This is a genomic window from Ramlibacter sp. GCM10027632, from assembly GCF_042675325.1.
Taxonomy (GTDB): Bacteria; Pseudomonadota; Gammaproteobacteria; order Burkholderiales; family Burkholderiaceae_C; genus Ramlibacter.
The window spans coordinates 72,259-93,270 of record NZ_JBHTGW010000005.1 but is presented as its reverse complement, the minus strand read 5'-3'; the positions used below and the strand labels follow the sequence as shown (position 1 = coordinate 93,270).

General features: G+C 67.5%; 29 protein-coding genes and 1 tRNA gene. 4 read left to right on the top strand and 26 right to left on the bottom strand.

Going from position 1 to position 21,012, the window contains the following annotated elements; all coding sequences use genetic code 11:
• Positions 1 to 49 precede the first annotated feature (49 nt).
• Positions 50 to 586 carry an Hsp20/alpha crystallin family protein gene (locus tag ACFQZY_RS09340; RefSeq protein ID WP_377415356.1) on the top strand — a complete coding sequence of 179 codons (537 nt, stop codon included), beginning with the start codon at positions 50 to 52 and terminating at the stop codon, positions 584 to 586.
• A 5-nt stretch (positions 587 to 591) separates the two neighbouring features.
• Here ACFQZY_RS09340 and ACFQZY_RS09335 read toward each other — a convergent pair whose 3' ends face one another.
• The 19 genes from ACFQZY_RS09335 to rplN form a co-directional block, all read right to left on the bottom strand.
• Positions 592 to 1,677 (bottom strand): hypothetical protein, encoded by a 1,086-nt coding sequence (locus ACFQZY_RS09335; RefSeq protein WP_377415355.1) that lies wholly within the window; start codon positions 1,675 to 1,677, stop codon positions 592 to 594.
• Between the two features lie 143 nt (positions 1,678 to 1,820).
• Positions 1,821 to 1,897, bottom strand: a tRNA-Met gene (locus ACFQZY_RS09330).
• A 35-nt stretch (positions 1,898 to 1,932) separates the two neighbouring features.
• Complete coding sequence (gene rplQ / locus ACFQZY_RS09325) at positions 1,933 to 2,322, bottom strand: 50S ribosomal protein L17 (RefSeq protein WP_377415354.1); 390 nt, start codon at positions 2,320 to 2,322, stop codon at positions 1,933 to 1,935.
• A 67-nt stretch (positions 2,323 to 2,389) separates the two neighbouring features.
• Positions 2,390 to 3,379, bottom strand: a complete 990-nt coding sequence (locus tag ACFQZY_RS09320) for a DNA-directed RNA polymerase subunit alpha (protein ID WP_377415353.1) — start codon at positions 3,377 to 3,379, stop codon at positions 2,390 to 2,392.
• A gap of 112 nt (positions 3,380 to 3,491) precedes the next feature.
• A complete protein-coding gene (gene rpsD, locus ACFQZY_RS09315) occupies positions 3,492 to 4,115 on the bottom strand; it encodes a 30S ribosomal protein S4 (RefSeq protein ID WP_377415352.1) in 624 nt (207 codons plus the stop codon).
• 91 nt (positions 4,116 to 4,206) lie between these two features.
• The gene (rpsK, locus tag ACFQZY_RS09310) at positions 4,207 to 4,611 is read right to left on the bottom strand and encodes a 30S ribosomal protein S11 (RefSeq protein ID WP_377415351.1); all 405 of its coding nucleotides are present in this window, start codon (positions 4,609 to 4,611) and stop codon (positions 4,207 to 4,209) included.
• An 18-nt stretch (positions 4,612 to 4,629) separates the two neighbouring features.
• Positions 4,630 to 4,995, bottom strand: coding sequence for a 30S ribosomal protein S13 (gene rpsM, locus ACFQZY_RS09305; RefSeq protein WP_377415350.1), 366 nt, complete (start codon positions 4,993 to 4,995; stop codon positions 4,630 to 4,632).
• Positions 4,996 to 5,020: 25 nt separating this feature from the next.
• On the bottom strand, positions 5,021 to 5,134 hold the full coding sequence (gene rpmJ, locus ACFQZY_RS09300) for a 50S ribosomal protein L36 (RefSeq protein WP_011481465.1): 114 nt from the start codon (positions 5,132 to 5,134) through the stop codon (positions 5,021 to 5,023).
• 62 nt (positions 5,135 to 5,196) lie between these two features.
• Positions 5,197 to 6,516: a preprotein translocase subunit SecY gene (gene secY / locus ACFQZY_RS09295; RefSeq protein ID WP_377415349.1), complete on the bottom strand. Its 1,320-nt coding sequence runs from the start codon at positions 6,514 to 6,516 to the stop codon at positions 5,197 to 5,199.
• 21 nt (positions 6,517 to 6,537) lie between these two features.
• Positions 6,538 to 6,972, bottom strand: a complete 435-nt coding sequence (gene rplO, locus ACFQZY_RS09290) for a 50S ribosomal protein L15 (RefSeq protein WP_377415348.1) — start codon at positions 6,970 to 6,972, stop codon at positions 6,538 to 6,540.
• 19 nt (positions 6,973 to 6,991) lie between these two features.
• Positions 6,992 to 7,174 (bottom strand): 50S ribosomal protein L30, encoded by a 183-nt coding sequence (gene rpmD, locus ACFQZY_RS09285; protein WP_377415347.1) that lies wholly within the window; start codon positions 7,172 to 7,174, stop codon positions 6,992 to 6,994.
• Between the two features lie 13 nt (positions 7,175 to 7,187).
• On the bottom strand, positions 7,188 to 7,709 hold the full coding sequence (gene rpsE / locus ACFQZY_RS09280; protein WP_377415346.1) for a 30S ribosomal protein S5: 522 nt from the start codon (positions 7,707 to 7,709) through the stop codon (positions 7,188 to 7,190).
• Between the two features lie 18 nt (positions 7,710 to 7,727).
• Entirely contained in the window at positions 7,728 to 8,093 is a 366-nt protein-coding gene (rplR, locus tag ACFQZY_RS09275; RefSeq protein ID WP_377415345.1) for a 50S ribosomal protein L18, read from the bottom strand.
• 11 nt (positions 8,094 to 8,104) lie between these two features.
• Entirely contained in the window at positions 8,105 to 8,638 is a 534-nt protein-coding gene (gene rplF / locus ACFQZY_RS09270) for a 50S ribosomal protein L6 (RefSeq protein ID WP_377415344.1), read from the bottom strand.
• A gap of 16 nt (positions 8,639 to 8,654) precedes the next feature.
• Positions 8,655 to 9,050 carry a 30S ribosomal protein S8 gene (rpsH, locus tag ACFQZY_RS09265; RefSeq protein WP_377415343.1) on the bottom strand — a complete coding sequence of 132 codons (396 nt, stop codon included), beginning with the start codon at positions 9,048 to 9,050 and terminating at the stop codon, positions 8,655 to 8,657.
• A gap of 16 nt (positions 9,051 to 9,066) precedes the next feature.
• Positions 9,067 to 9,372, bottom strand: a complete 306-nt coding sequence (rpsN, locus tag ACFQZY_RS09260; protein ID WP_377415342.1) for a 30S ribosomal protein S14 — start codon at positions 9,370 to 9,372, stop codon at positions 9,067 to 9,069.
• 9 nt (positions 9,373 to 9,381) lie between these two features.
• The gene (rplE, locus tag ACFQZY_RS09255; RefSeq protein ID WP_377415553.1) at positions 9,382 to 9,921 is read right to left on the bottom strand and encodes a 50S ribosomal protein L5; all 540 of its coding nucleotides are present in this window, start codon (positions 9,919 to 9,921) and stop codon (positions 9,382 to 9,384) included.
• Positions 9,922 to 9,923: 2 nt separating this feature from the next.
• Positions 9,924 to 10,241, bottom strand: coding sequence for a 50S ribosomal protein L24 (gene rplX, locus ACFQZY_RS09250; RefSeq protein WP_377415341.1), 318 nt, complete (start codon positions 10,239 to 10,241; stop codon positions 9,924 to 9,926).
• Positions 10,242 to 10,250: 9 nt separating this feature from the next.
• Positions 10,251 to 10,619: a 50S ribosomal protein L14 gene (gene rplN, locus ACFQZY_RS09245; RefSeq protein WP_377415340.1), complete on the bottom strand. Its 369-nt coding sequence runs from the start codon at positions 10,617 to 10,619 to the stop codon at positions 10,251 to 10,253.
• Positions 10,620 to 10,868: 249 nt separating this feature from the next.
• Here rplN and proC point away from each other — a divergent pair, with 249 nt between their 5' ends.
• Positions 10,869 to 11,705 carry a pyrroline-5-carboxylate reductase gene (gene proC, locus ACFQZY_RS09240; RefSeq protein ID WP_377415339.1) on the top strand — a complete coding sequence of 279 codons (837 nt, stop codon included), beginning with the start codon at positions 10,869 to 10,871 and terminating at the stop codon, positions 11,703 to 11,705.
• A gap of 26 nt (positions 11,706 to 11,731) precedes the next feature.
• Here proC and ubiA read toward each other — a convergent pair whose 3' ends face one another.
• Genes ubiA through recG form a run of 4 tightly spaced genes read right to left on the bottom strand, consistent with a single transcriptional unit; the run spans position 11,732 to position 16,296 of the window.
• Positions 11,732 to 12,619, bottom strand: coding sequence for a 4-hydroxybenzoate octaprenyltransferase (gene ubiA, locus ACFQZY_RS09235; protein WP_377415338.1), 888 nt, complete (start codon positions 12,617 to 12,619; stop codon positions 11,732 to 11,734).
• Position 12,620: 1 nt separating this feature from the next.
• Positions 12,621 to 13,112, bottom strand: a complete 492-nt coding sequence (locus ACFQZY_RS09230) for a Dps family protein (protein WP_377415337.1) — start codon at positions 13,110 to 13,112, stop codon at positions 12,621 to 12,623.
• Between the two features lie 58 nt (positions 13,113 to 13,170).
• On the bottom strand, positions 13,171 to 14,124 hold the full coding sequence (locus ACFQZY_RS09225; RefSeq protein ID WP_377415336.1) for a LysR substrate-binding domain-containing protein: 954 nt from the start codon (positions 14,122 to 14,124) through the stop codon (positions 13,171 to 13,173).
• Between the two features lie 18 nt (positions 14,125 to 14,142).
• The gene (gene recG, locus ACFQZY_RS09220) at positions 14,143 to 16,296 is read right to left on the bottom strand and encodes an ATP-dependent DNA helicase RecG (RefSeq protein ID WP_377415335.1); all 2,154 of its coding nucleotides are present in this window, start codon (positions 16,294 to 16,296) and stop codon (positions 14,143 to 14,145) included.
• Between the two features lie 60 nt (positions 16,297 to 16,356).
• Between recG and queA the strand changes: the two genes are divergently transcribed.
• A complete protein-coding gene (gene queA, locus ACFQZY_RS09215; RefSeq protein WP_377415334.1) occupies positions 16,357 to 17,400 on the top strand; it encodes a tRNA preQ1(34) S-adenosylmethionine ribosyltransferase-isomerase QueA in 1,044 nt (347 codons plus the stop codon).
• Between the two features lie 4 nt (positions 17,401 to 17,404).
• A complete protein-coding gene (tgt, locus tag ACFQZY_RS09210; RefSeq protein ID WP_377415333.1) occupies positions 17,405 to 18,565 on the top strand; it encodes a tRNA guanosine(34) transglycosylase Tgt in 1,161 nt (386 codons plus the stop codon).
• A 31-nt stretch (positions 18,566 to 18,596) separates the two neighbouring features.
• On the opposite strand, the gene ACFQZY_RS09205 is transcribed toward tgt, so the two are convergent.
• The 3 genes from ACFQZY_RS09205 to ACFQZY_RS09195 are packed head-to-tail and all read right to left on the bottom strand — an operon-like array spanning position 18,597 to position 20,996.
• Positions 18,597 to 19,079: a DUF456 domain-containing protein gene (locus tag ACFQZY_RS09205; protein ID WP_377415332.1), complete on the bottom strand. Its 483-nt coding sequence runs from the start codon at positions 19,077 to 19,079 to the stop codon at positions 18,597 to 18,599.
• A gap of 8 nt (positions 19,080 to 19,087) precedes the next feature.
• A complete protein-coding gene (locus tag ACFQZY_RS09200) occupies positions 19,088 to 20,344 on the bottom strand; it encodes an FIST N-terminal domain-containing protein (protein ID WP_377415331.1) in 1,257 nt (418 codons plus the stop codon).
• A gap of 22 nt (positions 20,345 to 20,366) precedes the next feature.
• Entirely contained in the window at positions 20,367 to 20,996 is a 630-nt protein-coding gene (locus ACFQZY_RS09195; protein WP_377415330.1) for a PhaM family polyhydroxyalkanoate granule multifunctional regulatory protein, read from the bottom strand.
• Positions 20,997 to 21,012 lie beyond the last annotated feature (16 nt).

Here is a 21,012-nt window from a genome sequence, read left to right as displayed (position 1 = left end):
TTGTCGACACGCGCGCCGTGCGCGTGCCCCCCCGCGAAAGGAGCTTTCCATGACATCCCGATACCTGGCCCCGTTCCAGCCGCCCTCGCGGACGCTGGCAGGCGGGGACCTGCTCTCGGACCTGTACCGCGAGATGAACCGGCTGCTCGAGGACTTTGCCGGCTCAGGTGCGCCCGGCACGGGCGGCCTGATGCAGGTGCCGCGCGTGGATGTGCGCGAGAACGAGCAGGAGCTCTGCGTGTGCGCCGAGCTGCCTGGCATCCCGCCGGACGCTGTCGACGTGCGCATCGACGGCCATCTGCTCACGTTGCGCGGCGAAAAGAAGGACGAGTCCCGGCAGCAGCACGAGGACTACCACCTGATGGAGCGCAGCTTCGGGCGCTTCCAGCGCTCGCTGCAACTGCCATTCGCGCCCGAACCTGAGCAGGTGCGCGCGGAGTTCGAACACGGCGTGTTGACGGTGCACCTGCCCAAGCAGTCGCAACAGTCCCGAAGCCGCCGCGTCGAGGTCCACGCCCAGCCATCCCATGGCAAGGCGCAGCCGCAGGTGACCACCACCCCGGGGGCGAGCGGGAGCCACCACTGAGCGCATCATCGAGCGGGCGGCAACTTGAGGCTCGCCAGTTCGACCGCCTTCAGCAACTGGGCCCGCACGGGCGCGGGCAGGGCGCTGCGATCCTCGTCGGTGAAGGAGGCCACCCTCGGGCGCACCCCCTGGAGCTGCCAGGCATCGAAGAGCCTGGCGATGGCGAGCACCTTGCGCTCGCGTATGGCGGCGTCGGTCTCGGGCTGGTTAAGCGCCTCAAGCGCTGCGAGAAGTCCCTTGATCAGCAGCGGTTTCTCGCCCGGCGTGATGAAGTTCGAGACGCTGCGCGTGTCCGCCCCGGCCAGGACCGCCTTCACATGCGCCGCTGCACGGTGTTCATCCGTGAATTCGCGGGGCGGTGTACCCTGGCTGGTCGGTGCGCTGACGGGGCTGGGCCGTCCAGCCGGTGACGGGGCGAGGGGCTTCGCGACCGAAGGTGTCAGCGCGACGGGCTCGGGTTGGGCAACCGATTGGGAGGTCGGACGCTGCGGAGTCTGGCTCGGCTTGGGGACGTTGATCGTCTGGATACGCACGCTGTCGCGCTTGTTGTCTTGGGACTGGGCGCCTCGGTCGGCGGCTGAGGCATAGGCTTCAGGGGCCGTGAGCATCTCGCCGGCGTCAAACATGGCATCTGCGGCAAGGCGTAGCCGCGCGTGCTGCGTGGTCAGATCATCCAGGGGCACGATCGTGATGGCATGCGCCACGAGTTCGGCGGCCCGGTACCTGGGCAATTGCGTTTCCTTGTGGAGGACGTCGATCAGGCTCGTGACGCTGACCAGGCGCCTCAGGGTGCCCACCGTCACCACCGCCGGCTTCACGCCGGACGCAGCGCGCCAGATCTCACCCTCGATCTGGCTGCAATTTCGCTGTTTGAGGGCGTCGGTCCAGAGCGTCTTCAGACCGGTGACCGCCGAGGTCCGGTGCGCGTCGCGCCCGGAGAATGAGCTGTCGCCGGGCTTCTCCTTGACCTTCCAGGAACCACTGACTCGCAGCTCCTTGTCGGCGGGGACGGCCTTGCCGTCATGGTGCGTGAGCGCGGCCAGGTCCTCGAGCTTGAGGGACGGGGTAGGCTTGACGCGAACGGAATACATGGAACCTCCTGGACAAAAAGTCCGGGTTGGTCCCTCGAAGACGAGAGGCGGCACGACCGCTCGTCCACCTCGTCCCGTCGCCGCACCAAAGAAAAAGCCCACCGGAAGGTGGGCTTTGAAGTTCAGCGTGAACCGCTGGAATTTGGTTGCGCGGGCAAGATTTGAACTTGCGACCTTTGGGTTATGAGCCCAACGAGCTACCAGGCTGCTCCACCGCGCGTCAGAGAAACGAGAGTATACCCTAAATCCAGCCGATTATTCGGCGGCGGGAGCGTCGGAAGCAACTTCCGGACGATCGACCAGCTCGACGAGCGCCATCGGGGCGTTGTCGCCCACGCGGAAGCCCATCTTCAGGATACGGGTGTAGCCGCCCGGACGGGTCGCGAAACGCGGGCCCAGGTCGTTGAACAGCTTGGTGACCATATCGCGGTTGCGCAGGCGGTCGAAGGCCAGACGCTTGTTGGCGACGGTGTTGGTCTTCGCCAGGGTGATCATCGGCTCGACGACGCGGCGCAGTTCCTTGGCCTTGGGGACCGTGGTCTTGATGACTTCGTGCTCGAGCAGCGAGTTCATCATGTTGCGCAGCATCGCCTGGCGGTGCTCGGAAGTACGGTTGAGTTTGCGGAGGCCGTGGCCGTGACGCATGGTGTGTTCCTTTCTTTATGAATAAAAGGCAGCCGTATCAGGTACTGCCAGTTCACCAGGGTGTGGATTATCGCTTGTCCAGACCGGCGGGCGGCCAGCTTTCCAGCTTCATGCCCAGGGTCAGGCCACGCGAGGCCAGCACTTCCTTGATTTCGTTGAGCGACTTGCGACCCAGGTTCGGGGTCTTGAGCAGCTCGTTCTCGGTACGCTGGATCAGGTCGCCGATGTAGTAGATGTTCTCGGCCTTCAGGCAGTTGGCCGAGCGCACGGTCAGTTCGAGCTCGTCGACCGGACGCAGAAGGATCGGGTCGAACTGCTGCGAGCTGCGCTGCACCGGCTGGTCGAAGGCGGCCAGTTCGCTGCCTTCCAGCTGGGCGAAGACGGCCAGCTGTTCCACCAGGATCTTGGCGGACGCGCGCACGGCATCTTCAGCGGTGATGGCGCCGTTGGTCTCGATCTCGACGACCAGCTTGTCCAGATCGGTGCGCTGCTCGACGCGGGCGCTCTCGACGGTATAGCTCACGCGCTTGACCGGGGAGAACGAAGCGTCCAGGACGATGCGACCAATGGACTTGGTCGGCTCGTCGGCGTAGCGGCGCATCGTGCCGGGCACGTAGCCGCGGCCCTTCTCGACCTTGATCTGCATGTCCAGCTTGCCGCCTTGCGACAGATGGGCGATGACGTGATCCGGATTGATGATCTCGACGTCGTGCGGGGTCTGGATGTCGGCGGCCGTGACCGGGCCTTCACCATCCTTGCGCAGGGACAGCGTCACCTCGTCACGGTTGTGGAGCTTGAACACCACGCCCTTGAGGTTCAGCAGGATCGCCACGACGTCTTCCTGGACGCCGTCGATCGAGGAGTACTCGTGAAGCACACCAGCGATGGTGACTTCGGTTGCCGCATACCCGACCATCGAGGACAGCAGCACGCGACGCAGCGCGTTGCCCAGCGTGTGGCCGTAGCCGCGCTCGAACGGTTCCAGCGTCACCTTGGCGCGGTTGTTGCCAAGCTGCTCCACGTTGATGGACTTGGGTTTCAGCAAATTGGTTTGCATGCAGGACTTCCTCTCAATACCCCCGGCTCGTTACACCGGTAAGGCTGGTGAAGCGCCCGGCCGAGGTGCCCCCCGGCCAGGAACGGAAAACTAACGCGCGAGTGAACGCGAATTAACGCGAATACAGTTCGACGATCAGCGATTCGTTGATGTCGGAACCGAATTCGTCGCGGTCCGGAACCTTCTTGAAGGTGCCTTCGGCCTTGTCGGCGTTCACTTCGACCCAGGCGGGCATGCCCACTTGCAGGGCCAGTTGCAGGGCCTCGACGACGCGGTTCTGCTTCTTGGACTTCTCGCGCACGGCGATGACGTCACCGGCCTTGACCAGGTAGGACGGGATATTCACCGGCTGGCCGTTGACCGTGATGGCCTTGTGCGACACCAGCTGGCGGGCTTCCGCGCGGGTGGAGCCGAAGCCCATGCGATACACGACGTTGTCCAGGCGGGACTCGAGCAGCGACAGCAGGTTGGCGCCGGAGTTGCCCTTGCGGCGCGAAGCCTCGGCGAAGTAACGGCGGAATTGCTTTTCCAGCACGCCGTACATGCGCTTGACCTTCTGCTTCTCGCGCAGCTGCAGGCCGAAGTCGGAGGTGCGCTGGCCCGAGGTGCGGCCGTGCTGGCCGGGCTTGGAGTCGAACTTGGCCTTGTCGCTGATCGAGCGGCGGGCGCTCTTCAGGAACAGGTCGGTGCCTTCACGGCGGGAGAGTTTGGCCTTGGGGCCGAGGTAACGTGCCACTTTGCTTCCTTTAAATGACTACCGCGGCCAGATGCCGCGGGAGCCGGCTACCCGAGGGTGCCGGCGGTGGGCTTCGGTTGAAAACCGGAACTTAGATACGACGACGCTTCTGCGGGCGGCAGCCGTTGTGCGGCACCGGGGTCACGTCAGCGATGGACGTGATGCGGATGCCCAGGGCAGCCAGGGCGCGCACGGAGGACTCGCGGCCAGGGCCGGGGCCCTTGATCTCGACGTCCAGGTTCTTGATGCCCTGCTCGATGGCGGCGCGGCCAGCCACTTCGGACGCGACCTGCGCGGCGAAGGGGGTGGACTTGCGCGAGCCCTTGAAGCCCTGGCCACCGGAGGAGGCCCAGGACAGGGCATTGCCCTGGCGATCGGTGATCGTGATGATCGTGTTGTTGAAGGAGGCGTGAACGTGGGCGATGCCGTCCGAGACGTTCTTGCGGACCTTCTTGCGCACGCGCTGGGCGGCGTTGCTGGCGGGAGACTTGGCCATGATTTATCTCTTTCCCGATTATTTCTTCAGAGCCTGGGCAGCCTTGCGCGGGCCCTTGCGGGTACGGGCGTTGGTGCGGGTGCGCTGACCGCGCATCGGCAGACCGCGGCGATGACGGAAACCACGGTAGCAGCCGATGTCCATCAGGCGCTTGATGTTCATCGTGGTTTCGCGGCGCAGGTCACCTTCGATGGTGAGCAGACCGATCTGGTCGCGGATCTTTTCCAGATCGGCGTCCGTCAGGTCCTTGACCTTCTTCGCGTAATCGATGCCGCAGGCTTCGCAGATCTTGCGAGCGCGGGTGCGACCGATACCGAAGATGGCGGTCAGGCCGATCTCAGTGTGCTTGTGCGGCGGAATGTTGATGCCAGCAATACGTGCCATGTGCGTCTTTCCTGAAACTCTTAAATCAGCCCTGGCGCTGCTTGTGACGCGGATCGGTGCAGATCACGCGGACAACGCCCTTGCGGCGGATGATCTTGCAGTTGCGGCAGATCTTCTTGACGGAAGCCGAAACTCTCATTTTCTATTCTCCTAAATACCTCGCGCCTACTTTGCGCGTAAAACGAAGCGGGCGCTCGGCAATCAGCCGCCCAAGGTGGTCTTGAAGTTGGCCTTCTTCAGCAGCGACTCGTACTGCTGGGACATCAGGTAGTTCTGCACCTGAGCCATGAAGTCCATGGTCACGACCACGATGATCAACAGGGACGTGCCACCAAAATAGAACGGCACGTTGTAGCGCAGGATCAGGAACTCCGGCAGCAGGCACACGAGGGTGATGTACACCGCTCCGGCCAGCGTCAGGCGAACCAGGATCTTGTCGATGTAGCGAGCCGTCTGGTCACCGGGACGAATGCCCGGGATGAAGGCGCCGCTCTTCTTCAGGTTGTCGGCCGTTTCTTTGCTGTTGAACACCAGCGCGGTGTAGAAGAAGCAGAAGAAGACGATCGCAGCCGCGTACAGCATCACGTAGATCGGCTGGCCCGGCGACAGGCTGGCGGCGATGTCACGCAGCCAGCGCATCGAGTCACCGGTGGAGAACCAGCCCACCACCGTCGCCGGCAGGAGGATGATCGACGAGGCGAAGATCGGCGGGATCACGCCAGCCATGTTCAGCTTCAGGGGCAGGTGCGACGACTGGCCGCCGTACACCTTGTTGCCGACCTGGCGCCGTGCATAGTTGACGAGGATCTTGCGCTGCCCGCGCTCCACGAACACCACTACCCAGGTCACCACGGCCACCAGGGCCACGATGAACAGGCTGACCAGGATGTTCATGGCGCCGGTACGCACCAGCTCCAGCAACCCGGCGATCGCCGCGGGCAGGCCCGCCGCAATGCTCGAGAAGATCAGGATCGAGATGCCGTTGCCCAGGCCGCGCTCGGTGATCTGCTCACCCAGCCACATCAGGAACATCGTGCCTGCCGTCAGGCTCACCACCGTCGTGAGACGGAAGCCGAAACCAGGGTCGAGGACCAGGCCGGGCGAGCCTTCCAGGGCGATCGCGATGGACAGCGACTGGAAGAGGGCCAGGCCCAGCGTGCCGGCACGGGTGTACTGGGTGATCTTGCGGCGTCCTGCCTCGCCTTCCTTCTTGAGCTGCTCGAACGTCGGGACGACGTAGGTGAGCAGCTGCATGATGATGGAAGCCGAGATGTACGGCATGATCCCGAGGGCGAACACCGCAAAACGCGAGAGCGCGCCGCCCGAGAACATGTTGAACAGGCTCAGGATGCCGCCCTGCTGCGTCTTGAACAGCGCCGTCAGCTGCGCCGGGTCGATGCCCGGCACCGGGATGTGCGCGCCGATGCGATAGACCACCAGCGCGAGCAGCAGGAAGACCAGCCGGCGACGCAGGTCGCCGAACTTGCCGGTCTTCGCAATCTGGGCAGCGTTAGTGGCCACGCGGGACTACCTTCAGTTCAATCACTCAGCGATGCTGCCGCCGGCAGCCTCGATGGCAGCCTTGGCACCGGCGGTGGCGCCAATGCCGGACAGCTTCACAGCGCGCTTGAGCTCGCCGGACTTGATCACCTTCACGACCTTGGCCAGCTCGGGCACGAGGCCGGCGGCCTTGAGGGCCAGCAGGTCGACCGCGTCGGCGCCCAGGGCTTCCAGCTGCGAGAGGGTGATCTCGGCATTGAACTTCAGCAGGTGCGACTTGAAACCGCGCTTGGGCAGGCGGCGCTGCAGGGGCATCTGGCCGCCTTCGAAGCCGACCTTGTGATAGCCGCCCGAACGCGACTTCTGGCCCTTGTGGCCACGGCCGGCGGTCTTGCCGAGGCCGGAACCGATACCACGGCCGACGCGACGCTTGGCGTGCTTGGCGCCCGCTGCGGGCTTGATGTCATTGAGTTGCATCGTGTGCCTTCCCTACCTGTCAGAGAACCTGGACCAGGTAGCTGATCTTGTTGATCATGCCGCGCACTGCAGGGGTGTCCTCCAGCTCGCTGACGCTGTTCAGCTTGCGCAGGCCCAGGCCACGCACGGTGGCGCGGTGGTCGGCCTTGGTGCCGATGGGGCTGCGAACCAGCTTGATCTTGACGGTTTGCTTGTTTGCCATGTCAGTACTCCGGTCAGGCGGCGAAGATGTCTTCGACCGACTTGCCGCGCTTGGCTGCCACTTCCGCGGGGGTCGTGCAGTTCTTCAGCGCGTCGAAGGTGGCGCGGACCATGTTGTAGGGGTTCGTCGAACCGTGGCTCTTGGCCACGATGTCGGTGATGCCCATGACTTCGAACACGGCGCGCATCGGGCCGCCGGCGATGATGCCGGTACCCTTGGGGGCCGGGGCCATCATGACGCGGGCGGCACCGTGGTGGCCGACGACGTTGTGATGGATGGTGCCGTTCTTCAGGGACACCTTGGTCATGTTGCGGCGGGCCTCTTCCATGGCCTTCTGCACGGCAGCCGGCACTTCCTTCGACTTGCCCTTGCCCATGCCCACGCGGCCGTCACCGTCGCCGACCACGGTCAGAGCGGCGAAGCCGAGGATACGGCCGCCCTTCACGACTTTGGTCACGCGGTTGACCGCGATCATTTTCTCCCGCAGGCCGTCTTCCGGACCGTCACCCTGGGGCTTCGCTTGCATTTTTGCCATCTTGTGTATCCGTGTCCGTTAGAACTGCAGGCCAGCTTCGCGGGCGGCATCGGCCAGCGCCTTGACGCGGCCGTGGTAGGCGAAACCAGAACGGTCGAAAGCAACCTTCTCAACGCCGGCGGCCTTGGCCTTCTCGGCGATCAGCTTGCCGATCGCGGCGGCGGCAGCGGTGGTGGCACCCTTGCCGGAACCGCCGAGCGACGTGCGAACGTCGGCCTGGGCGGTGTTGGCCGCGGCCAGGACCTTCGTGCCGTCTTCGGAGATGACGGCGGCGTAGATGTGCAGGTTGGTGCGATTGACGGTCAGACGCGCGACGCCTTGCTGGGCAATGCGGATGCGGGTCTGGCGGGCGCGGCGCAGGCGCTGCTCTTTCTTGGTCAACATCGTGCTGCCCCTTACTTCTTCTTGGTCTCTTTGATCGTGATCTTCTCGTCCGCGTAGCGGATGCCCTTGCCCTTGTAAGGCTCGGGAGGACGAACTTCACGGATCTTGGCGGCGACCTGGCCGACGGCCTGGCGATCAGCACCCTTCACCACGATTTCCGTGGGGGTGGGGGTGGCGACGGTGATGCCAGCGGGCATGTCGATGTTCACAGGGTGCGAGTAGCCGACCGCGAGGTTCAGCTTGGCGCCCTGGGCAGCGGCCTTGTAGCCCACGCCGACCAGCGACAGCTTCTTCTCGAAGCCCTGGGTCACGCCGACGACCATGTTGTTGACCAGCTGGCGGACGGTGCCGCTCATGGCATTGGCTTCACGCGATTCGTCGACCGGGGTGAAGGACAGCTTGCCGTCCTTGTTCTCGACCTTGACCAGACCGGTCAGGGCCAGCGACAGCGCGCCGCCCTTACCCTTGACGTTGACCTGATCCTGCTTGATTTCAACGGTCACGCCCTCGGGGACGGCGACCGGCATTTTTCCGACTCGGGACATTTCTAGATCCTTCCCTTTAGGCGACGTAGCACAGGACTTCGCCGCCCACGCCGTTGGCGCGCGCCTTGCGGTCCGTCATCACGCCCTGGGGGGTGGTGACGATGGCGATGCCGAGGCCGTTCTGGACCTGCGGAATGGCGTCACGGCCCTTGTAGACACGCAGGCCGGGACGGCTCACGCGCTCGATGCGCTCGATGACCGGGCGACCGGCGTAGTACTTCAGCGAGATTTCCAGCTCGCTCTTGCCGGCTTCGGTCTTGACCTGGAAGCCGTCGATGTAACCCTCGTCCTTCAGGACCTGGGCGATAGCGACCTTGACCTTGGAGGAAGGCACGCTCACCGAGGCCTTCGACACCATCTGCGCGTTGCGGATGCGGGTCAGCAGGTCGGCAATGGGATCACTCATGCTCATGTTCTGTCTCTCCTGCTTACCAGCTGGCCTTGATCACGCCAGGGATGTCGCCTGCAAAGGCCATCTCGCGGATCTTGTTACGAGCCAGACCGAACTGGCGGAAGGTGCCACGCGGACGACCGGTGATTTCGCAGCGGTTGCGCTGACGGGTCGGGTTCGCGTTGCGGGGCAGTTTTTGCAGGGCCAGGCGAGCAGCAGCGCGCTCTTCCTCGCTCTTCTTGACATCGCTGGCGATGGCCTTCAGTTCGGCGTGCTTCTGCGCGAACTTGGCGACCAGTTTGTCTCGCTTGAGCTCGCGCTCGATCAAAGCTTTCTTAGCCATGATTTACCCTTAATTCTTGAACGGGAAGCGGAAGCCGGCGAGGAGCGCCTTGCACTCGTCGTCGGTCTTGGCCGTGGTCGTGATGCTGATGTTCAGGCCACGCAGAGCATCCACCTTGTCGTACTCGATTTCGGGGAAGATGATCTGTTCCTTGACGCCGATGTTGTAGTTGCCACGGCCGTCGAACGAGCGGCCGGAGATACCACGGAAGTCACGCACGCGCGGCAGGGCCACGGTGACGAAGCGGTCCAGGAATTCATACATGCGCTGGCCGCGCAGGGTGACCATGGCACCGATGGCCTGACCTTCGCGGATCTTGAAGCCGGCGATGGCCTTCTTGGCCTTGGTGACGACGGGCTTCTGGCCGGCGATCTTGGTCAGGTCGCCCACGGCGTGGTCCATGACCTTCTTGTCGGCGACGGCTTCCGAGACACCCATGTTCAGGGTGATCTTGGTGATGCGCGGCACCTCCATCGGGGACTTGTAGCCGAACTTGGCGGTCAGCTCGGGGACCACCTTGTCGAGGTAATGCTGCTTGAAACGTGCCATGGTCATGCCACCTTGATTTCTTCGCCGGAGGACTTGAACACGCGCACGCGCTTGTCGCCCTCGACCTTGATGCCCACGCGATCGGCCTTGCCGGTGGCGGGATTGAAGATCGCCACGTTGGACTGGTGGATCGGCATGGACTTCTCCACGATGCCACCGGTGGTGCCCTTCATGGGGTTCGGCTTGGTGTGCTTCTTCACCAGGTTGATGCCTTCGACGACCACATGGGAGTCGTCCTTGCGCAGCACCACCTTGCCACGCTTGCCCTTGTCACGGCCCGCGAGGACGATGACCTCGTCGCCTTTGCGAATCTTGTTCATGTCTTCCTCTTACAGGACTTCAGGGGCCAGGGACACGATCTTCATGAACTTCTCGGTACGCAGTTCACGCGTCACGGGGCCGAAGATGCGGGTGCCGATGGGCTCCAGCTTGTTGTTGAGCAGCACGGCGGCGTTGCCGTCGAACTTGACCAGGGAGCCGTCGCCACGGCGGATGCCCTTGGCGGTGCGGACGACCACAGCGCTGTAGATCTCGCCCTTCTTGACGCGACCACGCGGAGCGGCTTCCTTGACGGTCACCTTGATGATGTCGCCCACGCTGGCGTAGCGACGCTTGGAGCCACCGAGCACCTTGATGCACAGGACGGACTTCGCGCCCGTGTTGTCGGCGACTTCGAGCCGGGATTCAGTTTGGATCATTTCAAATATTCCCAACTTGTACCCGGCAGGCAGGATGCCCACCGAGTCAGTCTTGGGCCTGTCGTTGCCAACCCGGACAATCCGGTTCAGCTTCGCATAGGCAGAAGCTCGCCAAAGAAAGGCGAGCCCGCGATTATGACTCATTGATTGGCGCTGTCAACCCCCTGACGAGCCCGGCCTCTCACGAGGCTATCTATGTGAGCAATCACTCTCCGGAATCAGCTTCTGAGATCGGGCTAGACTTGCCGGATGACCGACAACGCCCCCCTCCCGTCCCAGCAGCCACTGGCCTTCATCGGCGGCGGCAACATGGCCAGCGCCATCATCGGCGGCCTGATCCAGCAGGGCCTGCCGGCCTCGGCCATCGAGGTGGTGGAGCCGTTCGAGCCGACCCGCCAGCGCCTGAAGGACCTGTTCGGGATCGAGGCCCGGGCCGAGGCCGGGCCCGCCCTGCAGCGCGCCGGGCTGGTGGTGTGGGCGGTCAAGCCCCAGACCTTCAAGGAGGCGGCCGCCCAGGTCCGCCCCCACCTGGCGCAGGCCCTGCATCTGAGCGTGGCCGCCGGCATCCGCTCGGACAGCATCGCTGCCTGGCTGGGTACCGAGCGCATCGTGCGCTCCATGCCGAACACGCCGGCCCTGGTCGGCCAGGGCATGACCGCCCTGTTCGCCCGCACCGCGGTGACCGCGGACGACCGCAGTCTGGTCGAACGCGTCATCGGCACCACCGGCGAGTACCTGTGGGTGGATGGGGAGGCGAAGCTGGACGCGGTGACGGCGCTGTCCGGCTCCGGCCCGGCCTATGTCTTCCTGTTCCTGGAGGCGATGATCCAGGCCGGTGCCGAGATGGGGCTGGACCGCGACCAGGCCAAGCGCCTGGCGATCGCCACCTTCGCCGGCGCCTCCACGCTAGCACGCGACTCGCAGGAGCCGCCCGAGGTGCTGCGCGAACGCGTGACCTCCAAGGGCGGCACGACCTATGCCGCGCTCACCTCGATGCAGGCCGACCAGGTGCCCCAGGCCTTCATCAAGGCCATGCACGCGGCCTGCCGCCGGGCGACCGAGCTGGGCAACGAGTTCGGCAAATGAATTGACGCCGGGCGACCGGCGCCCCTTCACGCCGCCAGCGCGTACCCGGCCACCACGCCGGAGAAAACCGCCGCCCCCACCCAGTGGTTCAGGCGAAAGGCCTTGAAGCAGCCCTCGCGGGTGCGGTGGCGGATCAGGGTGAAATGCCACAGCACCTGAGCCGCTGCCGCGGCCAGGCCGAGGGCCAGGGGGCCCGCGGCCACCCGCGGCCACAGCACCGCGCCCCACAGCGCCAGGAACGCTGCGTAGCAGGCCATGATGACCGCCACGTCGGCCTGGCCCAGGGTGATGGCCGAGGTCTTCATGCCGATCTTCAGGTCGTCGTCGCGGTCGACCATGGCGTACTCGGTGTCATAGGCCAGCACCCAGAACAGGTTGCCGGCCAGGAGCACCCAGGCCACGGCCGGCACCTGCGACTGCACCGCGGCGAAGGCCATGGGGATGCCGAAGCTGAAGGCCACGCCCAACACCGCCTGCGGCATGGAGACGTAGCGCTTCGCGAACGGGTAGGCCAGCGTGACGGCCAGCGCGGCGAAGGACCAGGCGATGGTGGCCGCGTTGGTGGTGAGCACCAGGCCGAAGGCCGCGAGCGCGAGCACCGCGCCCACCGCCAGCGCCTCGCGCGGCGAGACCTTGCCGGAGGTGACGGGGCGCTGCGCGGTACGCTTGACGTGGCGGTCGAAGTCGCGGTCGGCGACGTCGTTGACGCAGCAGCCGGCGCTTCGCATCAGGATGGTGCCCAGGGTGAAGACCGCCACCAGATGCCAGCCCGGGAAGCCCCCGGCCGCGACCCACAGGCCCGACAGCGTGGGCCACAGCAGCAGCAGCCAGCCCGCCGGACGGTCCCAGCGAATCAGGTCCAGCCACAGGCGCAGGCGGGCGCCGGGCGCGGGCGGCAACGCACCAGCCTGCATGTCAGCCCTCGAGGATGGAGCGCAGCATCCAGGCCGTCTGCTCGTGGATGGTCAGGCGCTGCGTGAGCAGGTCGGCGGTGGGCTCGTCATTGGCCTGGTCGGCCAGCGGGAACAGCTCGCGCGCGGTGCGCGCCACGCCCTCGTGGCCCTTGACCAGGATGCGGACCATTTCCATCGCCGCCGGCGGGTGCTCGGGCGCGTCGGGCAGGCTGGTGAGGCTGCCGAAGACCGAGTAGGCGCCGGGCGCGGCATGGCCCAGCGAGCGGATCCGCTCGGCGATGGGGTCGACCGCGTTCCACAGCTCGGTGTACTGCTCCATGAACATCTGGTGCAGCGAGTTGAACATCGGACCGCGCACGTTCCAGTGGAAATTGTGCGTGGTCAGGTACAGGGTGAAGGTGTCGGCCAGCAGGCGCGACAGGCCCTGGGCGATGGCGCTGCGGTCGGCCTCGCTGATGCCGATGTTGATGGCGGGAACGTTGCTCGAGCTCATGGTTTCTCCTCGTGGTGCGACGACGGGGGATCGAATGTAGCGGCCTGCGGCGAAGGCGTCACGACAGGCGCTTGACGCCGGGCAACTCGCACGCATAAATCGCGTTTCGCAGCGCGGCGATGGCCTCGTAGCGGGTGAAGCTGCGGCGCCAGACGAGCACGACACGGCGCGTCGGCACGTCACCGTCGAAGGGGATGTACTTGACGTAGGCCTGGTCGTCCCGGCGCCGGCGGCCCCGCGCCGCGAGCGCCTCCTTGGGCACGGACAGCCGAGGCACCAGGGTCACGCCCATGCCCGCGGCCACCATGTGCTTGATGGTCTCCAGCGAAGAGCCCTCGAAGCTGCGGCGGATGCCTTCGGCATCACTGGAGAAGCGGGCGAACTCGGGGCAGACCTCGAGCACATGGTCGCGGAAGCAGTGGCCGGTCCCCAGGAGCAGCATGGTTTCCTGCTTCAGCTCCTGCGGGGTGATGGCGCTGCGCCCGGCCAGCGGGTGGGTGCTGGGCACGGCGGCCATGAAGGGCTCGTCGTACAGCGGCGCGACGGCCAGGCCGGTGTCGGGGAAGGGCTCGGCCAGGATGGCGCAGTCGATCTCGCCGGTGCGCAGCATCTCCAGCAGGCGCACGGTGAAGTTCTCCTGCAGCATCAGCGGCATCTGCGGCGTGCGGTCGATGGCCTGGCGCACCAGGTCCGGCAGCAGGTAGGGGCCGATGGTGTAGATCACGCCCAGGCGCAGCGGCCCGGCCAGCGGGTCCTTCCCGCGCTTGGCGATCTCCTTGATGGCGGCGGCCTGCTCCAGCACGCTCTGCGCCTGGCGCACGATCTCCTCGCCCAGGGGCGTGACCGAGACCTCGTTGGCGCTGCGCTCGAACAGCTTGACCTCCAGCTCCTCCTCCAGCTTCTTGATCGCCACCGACAGCGTGGGCTGCGAGACGAAGCAGGCCTCGGCGGCCTTGCCGAAATGCTTCTCGCGGGCGACGGCGACGATGTATTTCAGTTCGGTGAGCGTCATGAGGTCAGAAGCTGCTTGTCAGGCCTTCAGGTACTCGGATTTTCCACCGAGCCAGCGCGCAACGTGGCGTTCGGCGAGGTCGGGGTGGCGATCCAGCATCACCGGGGCGAGTTCGCGCACCATCTCCAGCAAGGCGCGGTCGGCCTCCAGGTCGGCGAAGCGCAGGAGCGGCGCGCCGGACTGGCGGGCGCCGAGGAACTCGCCCGGGCCGCGGATCTCCAGGTCGCGGCGTGCGATCTCGAAGCCGTCGTTGGTTTCGGCCATGGCCTTGAGGCGGGCGCGGGCGGTCTCGCCCAGGCGGCCGTTCTCGCCGGGCGAGTACAGCAGCACGCAGGCCGAGGCGGCCGCGCCGCGGCCGACCCGCCCGCGCAGCTGGTGCAGCTGCGACAGGCCGAAGCGCTCGGCATGCTCGATCACCATCAGCGAGGCGTTGGGCACATCGACGCCGACCTCGATCACGGTGGTGGAGACCAGCACCCCCATCTGCCCGCCCTCGAACAGCGCCATCACCGCCTTCTTCTCGGCCACCGGCATGCGCGAATGCAGTAGGCCCACCATCACGCCGGGCAGGGCCGCGGAGAGGTCCTGGTGGGTGGCGGTGGCATTGGTGAGGTCCAGCGCCTCGCTTTCCTCGATCAGGGGACAGACCCAGTAGACCTGGCGACCCTGGTCCAGCTGCGAGCGAATGCGCTCGACCACCTGCTCCCGGCGGCTGTCGGCGATGACCTTGGTGACGATGGGCGTGCGCCCCGGCGGCAGTTCGTCGATGGTGGAGACGTCCAGGTCGGCGTAGTAGCTCATGGCGAGCGTGCGCGGGATCGGCGTGGCGGACATCATCAGCAGGTGCGGCTCCTGGCCCTGGGCCTGCATCTTCGAGCGCAGCGCAAGCCGCTGCGCCACGCCGAAGCGGTGCTGCTCGTCGATGATGGCCAGCGCCAGGTTGCGGAACTGCACCTGCTCCTGGATCACCGCATGCGTGCCCACCACCAGGGCGGCCTCGCCGCTGGCGATGGTCTCCAGCATCTGCGTGCGCTCCTTCTTCTTCTGGCTGCCGGTGAGCCAGGCCACGCGCTGGCCGCGCGGCGCCAGCAGCGGCTCGAGCCAGCCGATCAGCTTGCGGAAATGCTGCTCGGCGAGGATCTCGGTGGGCGCCATCAGCGCGCACTGCCAGCCGGCGTCGATGGCGATGGCGGCGGCCAGGGCGGCAACCACGGTCTTGCCCGAGCCCACATCCCCCTGCAGCAGCCGGTGCATGGGCACCGGGCGCCCGAGGTCGCGGGCGATTTCCTCGCCCACGCGGCGCTGGGCCGAGGTCAGCGAAAAGGGCAGGGCCGCCAGCAGCTGCTCGTGCAGGCCGCCCGGGTTCACCGGCAGCGGCGGCGCGCGCAGGGCGTCGCGCTCGCGCTTGCTTTGCAGCTGCGACAGCTGCTGCGCCAGCAGCTCCTCGGCCTTCATGCGCTGCCAGGCCGGGTGGCTGCGGTCCTCCAGGGCCGCCAGCGCGGTGTCGGGGCCCGGGTGGTGCAGGAAGGCCAGCGCCTCGCGCAGGTTCCAGCCGCGGGCCAGGCCGAGGCGATCGGCGGCGCCGGGCGGGAAGGTGTCGGACAGGTCGGCCCGCGACAGGCCCGAGACCACCGCCTTGCGCAGGTAGGCCTGGGGCAGCGCCGCGACGGTGGGATACACGGGGGTGAGGGCCTCGGGCAGTGGCGCTTCGGCCGGCCGCGTGACCGGGTGCACCATCTGCCAGCCGAAGAAGCCGCCCCGCACCTCGCCGCGCGCGCGGATGCGGGTGCCCACGGCCAGCGCCTTCTGCTGCGAGGGGTAGAAGCTGAAGAACCGCAGCTGGCAGGTGTCGCCGCCGTCATCCAGGGTGACCAGCAGCTGGCGGCGCGGCTTGTAGGCGATCTCGCAGGCCGTGACCGTGCCCTCGACCTGGACGGACTCGCCCTCCCGCGCATCACGCAGGCGGGTGATGCGGGTCTCGTCCTCGTAGCGCAGGGGGATGTGCAGGGCCAGGTCGATGTCGCGCGCCAGGCCCAGCTTGACCAGGGCTTTCTGCGGGGCCGACAGGGGCTTGGTCTTTGTGATGTGGGCCCCCGCGCTCGGCACTTCGTGTCCTTCGCTGCCCCCCGAGGGGGTGCGAACTTGCTTGGGGCGGCCCGGCGCTGCGTTCATGTGACAATTCTGCATCTCCCTCCCCTCTTTCTTGGAACGGGCCCGTCCGGCCCTCAAGCAATGCGCAACTTCACCGTCGGCGACTTCGATTTCGCCCTGCCTCCCGAGCTGATCGCCCAGCACCCCGCCGAAGAACGCAGCGCCTCGCGCCTGCTCGATGGCACCAGCCCCGACCCCGCGCTCCCTGCCGACCGCATCTTCCGTGACCTGCCCTCGCTGCTGCGCGAAGGCGACCTGCTGGTGTTCAACGACACCCGCGTCGTCAAGGCCCGCCTGTTCGGCGAGAAGCCCACCGGCGGCAGGCTCGAACTGCTGGTCGAGCGCGTCCTCACCGGCCACGAGGTGGTGGCCCACATGAAGGTGAGCAAGAAGCCGCCCGTGGGCACCCGGCTGCGCATGGTCGGCGGCTTCGAGGCCACCCTGCTGGGACGCTGGCCGAACGAGGACGGCCCCCTGTTCCGCTTCGAGTTCTCCGGCGAGCCCTACCAGCTGATGGAGGCCAACGGACATGTGCCGCTGCCGCCCTACATCGAGCATGCCGACAGCGCCGAGGACGAGAGCCGCTACCAGACCGTGTTCGCGAAGAACCCGGGCGCGGTGGCCGCGCCGACCGCGGCCCTGCATTTCGACGAGCCGCTGCTCGACGCCCTGGAGGCGCGCGGCGTGCGCCGCGCCAGCGTGACTCTGCACGTGGGCGCGGGCACCTTCCAGCCGGTGAAGGTGGACAACATCGCCGACCACCACATGCACAGCGAGCGGTATGACGTGCCCGAGGCGACGCAGGCCGCCATCGCCGCGACCCGCGCGCGCGGCGGCCGGGTGGTCGCGGTGGGCACGACCACGGTGCGCACGCTGGAGTCCTGGGCCCGCGAGGGCCAGGCCCGTGGCGACACCAGCATCTTCATCACGCCGGGCTTCGAGTGGCGGGTGGTGGACCTGCTGGTGACCAACTTCCACCTGCCCCGCTCCACGCTCATGATGCTGGTCAGCGCCTTCGCCGGCTACGACCGCATCATGGCCCTGTACCGCCACGCGATCGCGCAGCGCTATCGCTTCTTCTCCTACGGCGACGCCATGCTGCTGGCCCGCACCGACCACGCCTGACCCCATGCTGCAATTCGAACTGCTCAAGACCGAGGGCCTCGCGCGCCGCGGCACGCTGACCCTGAACCACGGCGTGGTTCAGACGCCGATCTTCATGCCGGTGGGCACCTACGGCACCGTCAAGGGCGTGACGCCGCGCTCGCTCGAGGAGATGGGCGCGCAGATCATCCTGGGCAACACCTTTCACCTGTGGATGCGCCCGGGCCTGGACGTGATGAAGCAGTTCGGCGGCCTGCACCGCTTCGAGCAGTGGCACAAGCCGATCCTCACCGACTCCGGCGGCTTCCAGGTGTGGAGCCTGGGCGAGATGCGCAAGATCAGCGAGGAGGGCGTGAAGTTCGCCTCGCCCGTCAACGGCGACAAGCTGTTCCTCACGCCCGAGATCTCGATGCAGATCCAGACCACGTTGAACAGCGACATCGTGATGCAGTTCGACGAGTGCACGCCCTACGAGGTCAAGGGCCGCCTGACCACCGAGGCCGAGGCCCGGCATTCGATGGAGCTGAGCCGCCGCTGGGCCCTGCGCTGCAAGGCCGAATTCGCACGGCTGGAGAACCCCAACGCGCTGTTCGGCATCGTCCAGGGCGGCATGTTCGAGCACCTGCGCCAGGAGTCGCTGGACGCCCTCGTGGAGATGGACTTCCCCGGCTACGCCGTCGGCGGCGTGAGCGTGGGCGAGCCCAAGGAGGACATGCTGCGCATCATGGCCCACACCCCGCACCGCCTGCCCGCGGACAAGCCGCGCTACCTCATGGGCGTGGGCACGCCCGAGGACCTGGTGGACGGCGTCGCCAGCGGCGTGGACATGTTCGACTGCGTGATGCCCACGCGCAATGCGCGCAACGGCCACATGTTCACGCGCTTCGGCGACCTGAAGATCCGCAACGCCCGGCATCGCAGCGACGAGCGCCCGCTGGACGAGACCTGCACCTGCTACGCCTGCAAGGGCGTGACGAACCCGGACGGCACGGTCTCCGGCGGCTTCTCGCGCGCCTACCTGCACCACCTGGAGCGCTGCGGCGAGATGCTGGCCCCCATGCTGGCCAGCATCCACAACCTGCACTACTACCTGAACCTGATGCGCGAGGTGCGCGAGTCGCTGGATGCCGGGCGCTTCGCCGCCTACGCCAGGCAGTTCCGCGAGGACCGCGCGCGCGGCGTCTGACGGCGGCGCCGCCCCGGCGCCACGGCGCGGCTCACACCAGCAGCGCCACCACGTACACGCCGACCATCATGAAGGCCAGGACGACCTTGGCCAGCAGCCCCAGCATCAGCCCCACCCAGGTGGCGGCGCCGACCTTCATCGCGCCGACATGGTCCCGCCGCGCCAGCCACTCGCCGATGGCGGCGCCCACCAGCGGCAGCACGAACACCCCCACCAGCCCCATGAACAGGCCCAGCACGGTGCCGATCGCCGCGCCGGAGACGGCCTGCGGGCTCGCGCCTGCCCGCCGCGCGCCCCAGGATGCGGACACGTAGTCCAGCACCCAGGACAGCACCGCGAGCACGGTCACGACGACGAGGGCGAGGCCGCCGACGCGGGTGAAGCCGTCGATCCACGCGCCCAGGACGATGCCCGCCAGCACGAACGCCGTGCCAGGCAGCGCCGGCAGCACGGTGCCGGCCAGGCCGGCGACGATCAGGGCGAGGCTCACGAGCCACCAGGCGGTGTCGGCCATGGCGCGGGTCAGTGCGGCTCGGTGAAGACGGTGAGGACGCCGGTGTAGCCGTACAGGTGGTGGCGGGCGATCTCGCCGGCGGCGAAGAAGCCCACCAGGGGCACGTCGCCCAGCGCATGGCGCACCACCTGCAGCTCGGCGCTCGGGCCGCCGAAGTGCGCGCCGCCGCGACCGGTGCAGCTCACGTAGACGGCCCCGGCGATGCGGCGGGCCGGCGACGGCGCGGAGAGCGCGTCGGGCGACGCCAGCGCCGCGGCCAGGGGCTGGCCCATCTCCTCGGGCTCGAGCTCCTCGCGGATCTCGGCGCAGATGCGCACCAGGTCCGCGCGGGCGGCCCGCGCATGGCGCTGGCAGAACGCCATGGGCATGCCGGCCTCGACCTGGTCGGCCACCGCGACGCCGCGGCGGCCCGGGTCCAGGCCGATGATGTGGCGCACCCGCACGTCGGGCCCGAAGCTGCCGGTGCGGCCGACCGCGTCCGCGCCCGCGGAGGTCAGGCCGACCAGGGTGGCGCGCAGCGTGCCCATGGCCTTCTGCGGCTCGTCGAGGGAGATGCCGAGGTCCTCGAGCAGCAGGTCCAGCGCGGGCTGGTCGTCGAGGGTGAGGATGACGTTGCCTTCGGCCCGGGTGATCACGCGCTGGCGCGTGACCGGCTGGCAGCCCTGGGTGACGCGCGAGACCACGCTCACGCCCTCGCCGAAGGCCACGCCGGACAGGCCGCCGCTGAAGACGCCGCCGGCCGCGCCCTGCCCGCGCAGGTTGCCGTTGCCGCCGACGGCGAATTGCACGGCCTCGGTGCGGCTGGAGGACAACCCGCCGAACAGGTAGCCGCTCGCCGTGCGCCCGGCCATCTCGGCCACCAGGTCGGCGACATCGGGCGTGCCGGGGTCGGCATGCACCAGCGCCGTGTGCGGCTCGAAGGCCAGGCCCAGCGGCGCGACGCCGGAGAACACGCGGTACTGGTCGGCCGGCAAGGCGCACAGCATCACGGCCACGGCCGGCTCGTCGAAGTACTCGGCGTTGTTGGCGCAGATGCCCACGCCCACGGTGCCGGCCCAGTCCACCACCTCAGGCAGCTCGGCCTGCAGGTGGTCGAGGATCTCGCGCGCGTGGGCGGCGTAGTGGTCGGTGATGTACAGGAGCCCCAGCGTCGGGGCGCTCGCGTACTCGGGCAGGGCCATCTGCGCGCGAAGCTGCGCCAGCACCAGCCCGACCCCCATGGGCCACTGCGGGTGGGTGGCATGGCCGAAGGGGAACAGCGTCATCGCAACGGTCCGGGAGGGCGCATCAGCCGCGGTCGCCGCCCGCGGGCTTGCGCGGGGCGGCCTTGCGGGCGGGCGCCTTGCGAGCCGCCTTCTTCGCCGGGGCGGCGGCCTGCGCGGTCTCGGCGGACTTCTGGGCGACATCCTGCAGGGCGGTGGCGGCGATGTGCTGGAATTGCTGCGTCAGCGAGCCCCACCACTGCATCGGGTCGACGACGGGACCGGCGGCCGGCGCGGCGGCGGCCTTGGCCTTGCCCGCCGCCTTGCGGGGCCGCGCCTCGGCGGCGGACTCCTGCGGCGCGGGCGCCGGGGCCGGGGCGGCCGCCGGTTCGGCGGCCCCGGGCCGCAGCTTCAGGGATTCGGCCAGGTCGGCCATGCTGCAGTTCATGCCCTGGAGCGTGGCCAGGGTCATCCTCTGCACCTCCAGCGCCTGGATGGTCGCGGCCAGCGCCTTGGAGTTCTGCTCCAGCCAGAAGTGGACCGCGCGCAGCTCCTGGATGCGCTTGTCGAGTTCCTCGACGTTGAGCGTGGGCGCGACCCAGCTCGAAAGATTGGGCATCTGGGGCAGGGCCTCGGTAGCGCCCTTGGCCAGGTTCTGCAGGAAATCGAAGCCGGGCACGAGCTTGGCGAAGCCCTGGTGTTTTGAATCGCTCATCGAGGGCACTCCGGGA